Consider the following 10,246-nt stretch of genomic DNA (forward strand, 5'->3'; position numbering starts at 1 on the left):
TTTGCCCACCCTGCGGGCTGAGCTCGCAATGACGGTGTTGAGGCATAGGTCCACATTCTCGCGACGGGATTCGTCCGAGCTTTGCCAAGACATCGCCCTCGAAATCAGGGAGGGCGCAGGGAATGCCGGGTGGTTCAGCCTCACCCATGGCCCGCGTGCAACAAGAACGCACGCGGCGGTTACCACAGGTTCAGCCGAAATCACCGGCATTCCCCGCGCGATGGTGTTAACGCTTATGCCGTGCTCTCCTCGGGGAACGGGCTCTCTTGCCCCCGTCACTCTCCGGATCATCACCGAAAAGCTTAGTGCCAGCGTCGCGGCACCAGGACCACACGTTTTCGCCGTCCGCTTCGAGCGCGCTCGTCTGGCGCGCCAAAAGCATCCATCGCATCCCGCCTCCCACGTCCGTGACGATCGCGAAACGCCCCTCCGATGGAGGCGGGACGGGGGCAGTATGCACGGTTTCTGAAAAAAAGAAAGAGGAATTTTTCGTCGTGGGGCGGCTACGACCCCGATCGGCTTGAACCCACTCGATAAATTTCTGTTTTGGCGCAGACGATTTTTTTGCGGCTTGGGGACGCGCTCGGGCCGGAATCGGGATTCACTCGGCTGATTCCACCTGTCAAGTAAATCGACGCCCACCATTCGTTCGACTGCTTTGCTCCGCGATGGTGGGCACGCTCCTGCCTCCGCGTGGCTGGCTTCGGCCAATGTGGCCGCTTAGCCCAGCCTGCGAACCGCACGCGCTGCACCAACGCATTGCGCGAAGATCACCCCCGAAAATCCCTCACCCGACGGACCATCTGCTCGACATGCGCGATCGGGGTCTCCGGCTGGATGCCGTGGCCGAGGTTGAAGATCAGCCGGCCTGAGGCGTAGCTCGACAGCACGTCGTCGACCGCCTGGTCGAGCGCGTTGCCGCCGGCGATCAGCGCCAGGGGATCGAGATTGCCCTGCACGGCGACCTTGCTCTGGATCTCGTCGCGGATCAGCGACGGCGCGGCGGTCCAGTCGATGCTGACCGCATCGACGCCGGTCGCATCGACATAGTCGGAGAGCAGCGCGCCGGCGCCGCGGGGAAAGCCGATGATCTTCGCGCCCGGCGCCTTCGCGCGGACGCCTTCGACGATGCGCCGGGTCGGCTCGACCGACCAGCGCGTGAATTCGCGCGGCGACAACACGCCGGCCCAGGTGTCGAAAAGCTGCACCGCGTCGGCGCCGGCCTGCAATTGGCCGAGCAGGTGGTGGATCGAGCTTTCGACCAGCACGTCGATGATCTTCGCAAACGCTTCCGGATGCCGATAGGCCAGCATCCGCGCCGGCGCCTGGTCCGGCGTGCCGTGGCCGGCGACCATGTAGGTGGCGACCGTCCATGGCGCGCCGCAGAAGCCGATCAGCGCGATCTCGCCTGCGAGCTCGGCCCGCACAAGGCGCAGCGCCTCATAGACCGGCTCCAGCGTGGCGAAATCGGCGACGGTGTTGAGCCCCTCGATCTTCGCCGGCGTATCCAGGGGATCGAGCCGCGGGCCTTCACCGGCCTCGAAGCGCACGGCGCGCCCGAGCGCATAGGGGATCACCAGGATGTCGGAGAAGATGATCGCGGCGTCGAAACTGAAGCGGCGGATCGGCTGCAGGGTGACTTCCGCGGCGAGTTCGGGCGTGAAGCAGAGGTCGAGAAAGCCGTCGGCCCTGGCGCGCACCTCGCGATATTCCGGCAGGTAGCGGCCAGCCTGCCGCATCATCCAGAGCGGTGGCGAAGGCTGCCTGCAGCCGCTGAGCACTTCGAGAAACGGGCGGGCGGGGCTGTTCTCGGTCAATCGATCGTTCCTTGCGGGTTCCGGAGGTTTCGCCCCTGATACACGGCTCACGCCGTGTTGGCCACGGTTGACCAGGGAAAAGGCTGATCGGGGAACCTCGGGTTGCCGGCGGCGTTTTCTGCCCGAGCTAGGAGGGCCTTCGACATGAGCGACAGAACCAAGGATTTCGACCCCGCGCCGCACGACAAGCATGCGGTGGACCCACGCGAGGAACGGCTTGCCGACGCGGAGATGCACGCCAAGCTGGAGGCCGGCCTGATCGATACGTTTCCAGCGTCCGATCCCGTCAGCGCGACGCAGCCGAGCTCCCCGAAGACGGCTCATGCGCCGTCGCTGTCGTCCGAAGAGGACGTGCACGAGCCCTCGCTGTGGGACAGGCTGCTTGCGATCTTTCGATAGGCGGGCCGCCACGCCGCAGGGGCGAGGTGATCGTGCAACGGCGATACGACCCGTCGGAGCGCCGGCGGGCTAGAGCTTTTTCTATTCCGATGGAATCGGAACGGAAGCTCCAGCTCCTTTGTTTTGACGCGTTTTCTTCACGCGAACCGGTATCCACTTCGCTCGAAAACGCTCCAAAACGCGCGCGACGATGCTTCGCATCGCGTAATTAGTAATGCGGCGGGCGCTCGTTGCCGGGCGCTGGCGCGCTCGCCTCCGCTTCGCGCAGGCGCTCGCCGAGCAGGCCGAGCTGGCGCGTCAGCGCGTCGATCTTGTGCCACTGCTGGGTGATGGTCTGGTTCAGCGTCTCGATGGTGACGTCCTGATACATCAGGCGCGCTTCCAGCCGGTCGATCCGGTCGCTGAGCTCCTCGATGCTATCCATCGGCGGGCGGCTCCTTGCCGCGTTCACGCAGGCCGTGGCCGAGCGCGACACGTTCGTCGAACACGAAGCATTCGCCGCGCCAGCGGCTGTCGGATTCCGCGATCTGCTCCAGATATTTCAGGATGCCGCCCTTGAGGTGATAGACCTCGGCAAAGCCGTGCGCGAGCAGGTGCGCGCTCGCCTTCTCGCACCGGATGCCGCCGGTGCAGAACATCGCGATCTTCCGATGTCTCGTGGGATCGAGCTTTTCGGCGGCGAATGCCTTGAACTGCCCGAAGCTCGCGATATCAGGATCGACCGCGCCTTCGAAACTTCCCATCGCCACCTCGAAGGCGTTGCGGGTGTCGAGCAGAAGCGTGTCGGGCGAGGCGATCAGTGCATTCCATTCGGCAGGCTCGACATAGATGCCGACCCGCCGTGTCGGATCGGCCGCGTCATCGCCGAGCGTGACGATCTCCTTCTTCAGCCGCACCTTGAGCCGCTGGAATGGCATCTTCGAGGCGGCCGAGAACTTCAGCTCGAGGCTGTTGAGGCGGCCTCGAAACAGGGCGCCATGCCGCAGCTCGTCGACCAGGACATCGATCGCGCCGGCGTGGCCGGCGAGCGTGCCGTTGATGCCTTCACGGGCGAGCAGCACGCTGCCCTTGAGTGCGAGACCGGCACAGAGCGCGCGCAGCGGCTCGCGCAGGTCGCGAAAGTCCGACAGCGCGGCAAATTGATAGAAGGCGGCAACCTTATACGGCATGAGCCGAGGTTAACAGCCGCGGCGGCTGGAAGATAGCTGGTATGCCAGCATTGCCGAGCCTGCAGCGGATGTGTCATGAAGCCATCAGCCGTCCGGACAGCAAGACCTGCGAGAAAAGCGAGCCATCCAAAGTGAGCCATACAACATGAGAAGTTTCCATCTTCCCGGCCGGTCCACCGTGCATGCGCTGAACGCGATGGTCGCAACCTCGCACCCGCAGGCCGCGCTTGCCGCGGTCGAGGTGCTGAAGGAAGGCGGCACGGCGGCGGACGCGGCGGTGGCGGGATGCGCGCTGCTCGGGGTGATCGAGCCGCAGTCGACCGGCATCGGCGGCGACTGCTTTGCGCTGATCCAGCCGCGCGGCGAGGGCCGGATCGTCGCCTATAACGGCTCGGGCAGGGCGCCCGCTGCGGCCACGGCCGACTGGTACCTGGAGCGCGACATCCATGCGGTGCCGCTGACCTCGGCCCATGCCGTCTCGATCCCCGGCGCGGTCGATGCCTGGCAGACCATCCTCCGCGATCACGGCAGGTTCGGCCTCGACCGGCTGCTGCAGCCGGCGATCAAGGCCGCGGAGGAGGGCTATGTGGTCGCCCCGCGCATCGCCTTCGCCTGGAATATCGAATTCAAGAAATTGAAGAACGGCCACAACACCGAGCGCTATCTGTTGCCGCACGGCAAGCCAGCCGTCGCGGGCGACGTGATCCGCCAGGGTGAGCTCGGCAAGACGCTGCGCGCGATCGCCAAAGACGGACGCGACGCGTTCTATCACGGCCCGATCGCCGAGGACATGGTGGAGACCTTGCGCGGCATCGGCGGGCTGCACACGCTCGACGATTTCGCCGAGCACGCCACCGAGGTCACCTCGCCGATCGGCACCATGTACAAGGGTCTCGACCTCTGGCAGTGCCCGCCGAACGGGCCCGGCATCACCATGCTGGTGATGCTCAACATCCTCTCGCAGTTCGATCTGACGAAATTCGCGCCGCTGAGCGTCGAGCGCTTCCATCTCGAGGCCGAAGCCGCGCGCATCGCCTACATGATGCGCGAGGCCTATGTCGGCGACCCCGCGCAGGCCGACGTGGACGTCGCCCGGATCCTGGCGAAGAATTTCGCCGACGACTATGTCGGCAGGATTCGGATGGACCGGATGCTCGAGCTGCCCGCGGTGGCGCCGCCGATGAACCCCGACACGATCTACATCACCGTCGTCGACAAGGACCGCAACGTCTGCTCGTTCATCAACTCGATCGCACATGCCTTCGGCTCGGCGATCGTCACCAACAACACCGGCATCCTGCTGCAGAACCGCGCCGGCGGCTTCCGTATTCAACCCGGCCACCCCAACTGCATCGCGCCGCGCAAGCGGCCGCTGCACACCATCATCCCGGGGCTCGCGACCAAGGGCGGCCGCTCGGTCATGTCGTTCGGGGTGATGGGCGGCCAGTACCAGCCGACCGGGCAGACCCATGTGCTGACCAACATTCTCGACTATGGCTGCGACGTGCAGGAGGCGATCGACATGCCGCGCGGCCTGCATTACGAGGGCGTCTACCAGCTCGAGGACGGCGTGCCCGCGGCCACCGTCGAGGGCCTGAAGAAGCTCGGGCACGAGACCGTGAGCGTGGTGTCGCCGCTCGGCGGCGGGCAGGCCATCTGGATCGACTGGGACAAGGGCACGCTGACCGGCGGCTCCGATCCGCGCAAGGACGGCTGCGCGCTCGGCTATTGAGCCGCGCGGGGCGGAACTTCGATCACGGCGGTTTGCGCGTGATATATCGCACTGCGTTGATCGGCCAGGAACAAATCTCCGCCGCGACTGGTTGGGCGAGGTGGCGCAGGTGTGCGCCGCTTCTTCCTTCTCAGCGGCGGAGGCCGTGAATGTCCGACACCAATGGTTCCCCCAGCACATCCGGATTCAACCGGCGCAACTTCATGGCCGCCGCGGCGGGTTCCGCCGTAGCTGCGCCACTCACCGCGCGCGCGGCCGACGCGCCGATGGACCTGGCGCAAACGCAGGACCCGTCACTGCCGGTCGACGTCACCCTGCGGGTCAATGGCCAGAGCAAGCCGCTCACGATCGATGCGCGGACCACCGTGCTCGATGCATTGCGCGAGCATCTCGGCCTGACCGGCAGCAAGAAGGGCTGCGACCATGGCCAGTGCGGCGCCTGCACCGTGCTGATCGAGGGCCGGCGCGTGGTGTCGTGCCTGACGCTTGCGGTCGCGGCGCAGGACAAGGAGATCACCACCATCGAAGGCCTGTCCAGCGGCGGCAATCTGCACCCGATGCAGCAGGCCTTCATCGAGCAGGATGCGTTCCAGTGCGGCTACTGCACGCCGGGCCAGATCATGTCGGCGGTGGCCTGTGTCAACGAGGGCCATGCCGGCAGTGACGAGGACATCCGCGAATATATGAGCGGCAACATCTGCCGCTGCGCCGCCTATCCCAACATTGTCGCGGCCGTGAAGCAGGCCGCGCCGCAAATCCAGAAAGGCTAGGCTCATGCGCGCCTTCATCTTTCAACGTGCGACCGACCCTTCGGCGGCCGTGCAGGCCTTGGCGGCCGCTGCCAGCGCCAACAGCCCGCTCACCGAAGCTGCCGTTCAGCCGCTGGCCGGCGGCACCACGCTGCTCGACCTGATGAAGCTCGACGTGATGCGGCCGGCGACACTGGTCGACATCAATCCGCTCGCGGGCAACTGGTCGACGATCGATTTCGACGGCGGCAACCTGAAGCTCGGCGCGCTGGCGCGGATGTCCGACGTCGCCGCCCACCCGCAGGTGCGGCAGCACTATCCGGTCATCGCCGATTCGTTGCGGCTCGCCGCAAGTCCGCAGCTTCGCAACATGGCGACGCTCGGCGGCAACGTCCTGCAGCGCACCCGCTGCAGCTATTTTCGCGATGTGAGCTATTCCGCCTGCAACAAGCGCCATCCAGGCTCCGGTTGCGCGGCAATGGAGGGCTTCAACCGGACCCATGCCGTGCTCGGCACCTCCGATCAGTGCATCGCGACCTATCCCGGCGATTTCGCGCAGGCGCTGATGGCGCTCGATGCGACGGTCGAGATCACGGCGAAGTCCGGCGTGCGCACCATGCCGTTCGCCGAGCTGCACAAGGCGCCCGGCCGTTCGCCCGAGATCGAGACGGTGCTTGCGCCGGGCGAACTGGTCTCGGCTTTCACCATCGCCGGACGCTGGCCGCGCTCGCTCTATCTGAAGGCGCGCGACCGGCAGTCCTATGAATTCGCGCTGGCCTCGGCCGCGGTCGCGCTCGACGTCCAGGACGGTGTGGTGCGGGACGGGCGCATCGCCCTCGGCGGCGTCGCCACGGTGCCGTGGCGGGTGCGCGAGGCGGAGGTGATGCTGAAAGACCAACGCCTCGACGAGGCGCTCGCCGCTCGGGCGGCGGATGCGGCCTTCAGCGCCGCGGTGCCGCGCAGGAACAACGCATTCAAGATCGACCTCGGCAAGCGCGTCGTCGCACGCGCGCTGCAGCAGGCCGCTACGATGGAGATTCGCGCATGACGATCGCCGCTCCCCAGCCGAAGGCCAATATGGGCCAGCCGGTGCCGCGCTATGACGCGGTCCCGAAAGTCACCGGGCAGGCGCAATATGCCGCCGACATGCCGCTGGCCAATCCGGCCTATGCCTATCTCGTCACCAGCGCGATCGCCAAAGGCCGTATTGATGGTTTTGATCTGAGCGACGCGAGAAAGGTTCGCGGCCTGATCGACATCGTCACGCATGAGAATGCCGAGAAGCTGAAGGAGCCGAAGCTGTTCGGCAATGGCGGCTACATGTCGACCACGATCCAGCCGCTGGCCTCCGCCGAGATCGCGCAGGACGGCCAGATCATCGCCGTGGTGCTTGCCGACACGTTCGAGGCCGCGCGCGAGGCGGCCCACCGGGTCAAGGTGAGTTACACCGCGGCGACTCCGACCGCCAGTTTTGACTCGCCTGGCACCACCTCGGCACGCGCCAAGGGGCAGCTTTCGCAGTTCAAGGAGGATCCGAAGGTCGGCGATTTCGCCGATGCCTTCGCGCGGGCCGACGTCAAGCTGGTAGCATCGTACGAAACCCCGACCCAGCACCACAACCCGATGGAACTGTTCGCGACGAGCTGCGTCTGGAGCGGCGGCCAGCTCACGATCTACGAGCCGAGCCAGTACGTCCATGGCCTGAAGAACGGCGTGGCCGAGCAGCTCGGCATCGACGCCGACAAGGTTCGGGTGATCAACCCCTATGTCGGCGGGGCCTTCGGCTCGAAGGGCTCGGTGACGCCGCGCACCGCGATCATTGCCGCGATCGCGCGGAAACTGAACCGGCCGGTGAAGCTCGTCGCCACCCGAGACCAGGGTTTCACCATCGCGACCTACCGCGCCGAGACGCGGCACGTGATCCAGATCGGCGCGAGCCACGACGGCAGGCTGGTGGCGCTGCGCCACGAGGGCGCGGAGATCTCCTCGCGCGCCGACCCCTACGCCGTCGGCGGCACCAAGATCACGACGCGGCTCTATGCCTGCCTGAACGTCGACAGCATGGTGTCGATCGTGCGCGCCGACCGCAACACCCCGGGCTTCATGCGCTCGCCGCCGGAGGTGCCCTACCTGTTTGCGCTGGAAAGCGCGATGGACGAATTGGCATTCAAGCTCGACATGGACCCGATCGAGCTGCGCCGCGTCAACGACACCATGAACGAGCCGATCGGCAACAAGCCCTATACGTCGCGCTCCCTGATGGCCTGTTTCGACGAAGGCGCCAGGGCGTTCGGCTGGTCGAAGCGATCGATGAGACCGAGGACGGTGACCGATGGCGACTGGCTGGTCGGCCATGGTTGCGCCGCGACCTGCTATCCGACCCAGATGGCGCCGGCAGCGGCGCGGGTACGGCTGCAACGCGACGGCCGAGCGCGGGTGGAGATCGCCGGCCACGAGATCGGCAACGGCGCCTACACCGTGATCGCGCAGGCTGCGGCCGACCGTCTCGGCATCCCCTATGAGAAGGTCACCGTCGCGATCGGCGACAGCGACTTGCCGCCGGCGCCGGTGGCGGGCGGCTCCAACTCGACCGCGAGCACCTGCTCGGCGGTCGAGATGGTGTGCGGCCAGGTTCGCCAGCGGCTGTTCAAGGCGCTGATGCCGAACGAGGGTCTGGTGGACAAGACCAAGGAGACCGTCGGTATGGGACAGACGCCGGTGACACAGGCCGCGCAGAGCGGCCAGCCGCTCGACCGCGAAAAGGCGTTCGACGCCCTCGGCATCAGCATCGTCGAGGAATATGGCGAGTGGAAGCCGGAGGGCGCGCCGCTGGATTCGTTCCGCGCCATGCACGACGGCAAGATGCGGATGGTCGGCGGCTCCGAGATGAAGGACCGGATCGCTTATGCGTTCGGGGCCGAGTTCGTCGAGGTGCGTATCAACCGGTGGACCCATGAGATTCGCGTCCCGCGCCTGGTCGGCGCATTCGCCTGCGGCCGCATCATGAACCCGCGCACCGCGCGCAGCCAGTTGATGGGCGGGCTGATCTGGGGCATGTCGTCGGCGCTGCTCGAAGCCACCGAGATCGACGAGCGCACCGCGCGCTATGTCAACGACAACCTCGCCGACTACCTCCTGCCGGTGAACGCCGACGCGCCCGGGGTCGAGGTGATCCTGTTGCCGGAGCAGGACGACCGCATCGATCCCGCCGGTGTCAAGGGGCTCGGCGAACTCGGCAATGTCGGCACCAATGCGGCGGTCTGCAACGCGATCTTCAACGCCACCGGCCAGCGCATCCGCAAGCTGCCGGTGCGGCTCGAGAACATCGAGGCCTGATCGGGGTAGCCTCGCCCATCGCATTGCGCTAAACACCGGCCCGATTTTGAACCGGAAGGTGTTGCGCATGGCGTTCGTGAGAGGTTCTTTGGTGATGGCGATCGCGATGGTCGTGACTGTCGTGATCGCGGCGCCGCGCGCCGCATCGGCACAAGCAGCGGGGAAGCCAGTGACCACAGCCTCAGGCCTGGAGATCATCGACACCAAGGTTGGGACCGGCGCGTCACCGAAGCCGGGCCAGACCTGCGTGATGCACTATACCGGCTGGCTCTACGACAATGGCCAGAAGGGCAAGAAATTCGACTCCTCCGTCGACCGCAACGAGCCGTTCGAGTTTCCGATCGGCCAGCGCAGGGTGATCGCGGGCTGGGACGAGGGGGTGGCGTCGATGAAGGTCGGCGGCAAGCGCACGCTGATCATTCCGCCGGCGCTCGGCTATGGCGCCCGCGGCGCCGGCGGCGTGATCCCGCCCAACGCGACCTTGATGTTCGACGTCGAGCTGCTGGCGGTGAAGTAGGGAACTGCCTGCCGCGCCGATCTGGCGCAACGAACTGCGCACAGAAAAAAGGCCGGCCCACCGGACCGGCCTTCCCGACGCTCATGCGCCGATCAGAGATTCTTGTTGACCTTCGCTGCGGCGCGGTTGGCGGCGTCCTTGGCCGCATTCTTGGCATCGCCGACGGCCTTCTGGCCCTTGCCCTTGGCTTCCTGCATCGCGCCTTCACCTTCCATCCGCTCGGAACCGGTGGCTTCGCCGATGCCCTGCTTGGCCTTGCCGACCGCCTCGTTGGTCGTGCCCTTGATCTTGTCGGTCGTGCTGCTCATCGTTTCTCCTCCAATGTCTTGCCTGTGAGATAACGGAAGGCGGCCGAAAACGTTCCTGTCCCCTTTCGCGGGCCTGCGGTTTTCGCTAGCGTTCCCAGACAATTAGTTCACCGAAGGCGGTACGATGACAGGCTCCCACGATCATATCCATGCACACGATCACAGCCATTCCGATCATTCGCATCATCATCATGACGACGAGCGCTGGAAGCATGACGG

At 66.1% G+C, this 10,246-nt stretch carries 10 protein-coding genes; 6 read left to right on the top strand and 4 right to left on the bottom strand.

The genetic code is table 11. The annotated features are described in order from the left end of the window. Nucleotides 1–770: 770 nt before the first annotated feature. Nucleotides 771–1,817: a uroporphyrinogen decarboxylase gene (hemE, locus tag JOY90_RS21425; RefSeq protein WP_291693105.1), complete on the bottom strand. Its 1,047-nt coding sequence runs from the start codon at nt 1,815–1,817 to the stop codon at nt 771–773. A gap of 144 nt (nt 1,818–1,961) precedes the next feature. Here hemE and JOY90_RS21430 point away from each other — a divergent pair, with 144 nt between their 5' ends. Then, nucleotides 1,962–2,216, top strand: coding sequence for a hypothetical protein (locus tag JOY90_RS21430; protein WP_291693106.1), 255 nt, complete (start codon nt 1,962–1,964; stop codon nt 2,214–2,216). 208 nt (nt 2,217–2,424) lie between these two features. Here JOY90_RS21430 and JOY90_RS21435 read toward each other — a convergent pair whose 3' ends face one another. Continuing rightward, nucleotides 2,425–2,640 carry a SlyX family protein gene (locus JOY90_RS21435; RefSeq protein ID WP_291693107.1) on the bottom strand — a complete coding sequence of 72 codons (216 nt, stop codon included), beginning with the start codon at nt 2,638–2,640 and terminating at the stop codon, nt 2,425–2,427. Next, on the bottom strand, nt 2,633–3,385 hold the full coding sequence (locus JOY90_RS21440) for a rhodanese-related sulfurtransferase (RefSeq protein ID WP_291693108.1): 753 nt from the start codon (nt 3,383–3,385) through the stop codon (nt 2,633–2,635). The genes JOY90_RS21435 and JOY90_RS21440 overlap by 8 nt, the downstream gene beginning before the upstream one ends. A gap of 145 nt (nt 3,386–3,530) precedes the next feature. Here JOY90_RS21440 and ggt point away from each other — a divergent pair, with 145 nt between their 5' ends. The 5 genes from ggt to JOY90_RS21465 all read left to right on the top strand — a co-directional run bounded on the left by ggt (nt 3,531) and on the right by JOY90_RS21465 (nt 9,719). Then, nucleotides 3,531–5,117 carry a gamma-glutamyltransferase gene (gene ggt / locus JOY90_RS21445; protein WP_291693109.1) on the top strand — a complete coding sequence of 529 codons (1,587 nt, stop codon included), beginning with the start codon at nt 3,531–3,533 and terminating at the stop codon, nt 5,115–5,117. 149 nt (nt 5,118–5,266) lie between these two features. Next, nucleotides 5,267–5,887 (top strand): (2Fe-2S)-binding protein, encoded by a 621-nt coding sequence (locus tag JOY90_RS21450; RefSeq protein WP_291693110.1) that lies wholly within the window; start codon nt 5,267–5,269, stop codon nt 5,885–5,887. Between the two features lie 4 nt (nt 5,888–5,891). Continuing rightward, nucleotides 5,892–6,914 (top strand): xanthine dehydrogenase family protein subunit M, encoded by a 1,023-nt coding sequence (locus JOY90_RS21455; RefSeq protein ID WP_291693111.1) that lies wholly within the window; start codon nt 5,892–5,894, stop codon nt 6,912–6,914. After that, nucleotides 6,911–9,202: a xanthine dehydrogenase family protein molybdopterin-binding subunit gene (locus JOY90_RS21460; protein ID WP_291693112.1), complete on the top strand. Its 2,292-nt coding sequence runs from the start codon at nt 6,911–6,913 to the stop codon at nt 9,200–9,202. Before JOY90_RS21455 ends, JOY90_RS21460 begins: the two co-directional genes overlap by 4 nt. A gap of 94 nt (nt 9,203–9,296) precedes the next feature. After that, the gene (locus JOY90_RS21465) at nt 9,297–9,719 is read left to right on the top strand and encodes an FKBP-type peptidyl-prolyl cis-trans isomerase (protein ID WP_291693114.1); all 423 of its coding nucleotides are present in this window, start codon (nt 9,297–9,299) and stop codon (nt 9,717–9,719) included. Between the two features lie 92 nt (nt 9,720–9,811). Here the strand turns inward: JOY90_RS21465 and JOY90_RS21470 are convergent, their stop codons facing one another. Further along, nucleotides 9,812–10,027 (bottom strand): CsbD family protein, encoded by a 216-nt coding sequence (locus tag JOY90_RS21470; protein WP_291693113.1) that lies wholly within the window; start codon nt 10,025–10,027, stop codon nt 9,812–9,814. Nucleotides 10,028–10,246 lie beyond the last annotated feature (219 nt).

The sequence above is a fragment of the Bradyrhizobium sp. genome (genome assembly GCF_019242285.1).
Lineage (GTDB): Bacteria > Pseudomonadota > Alphaproteobacteria > Rhizobiales > Xanthobacteraceae > Bradyrhizobium.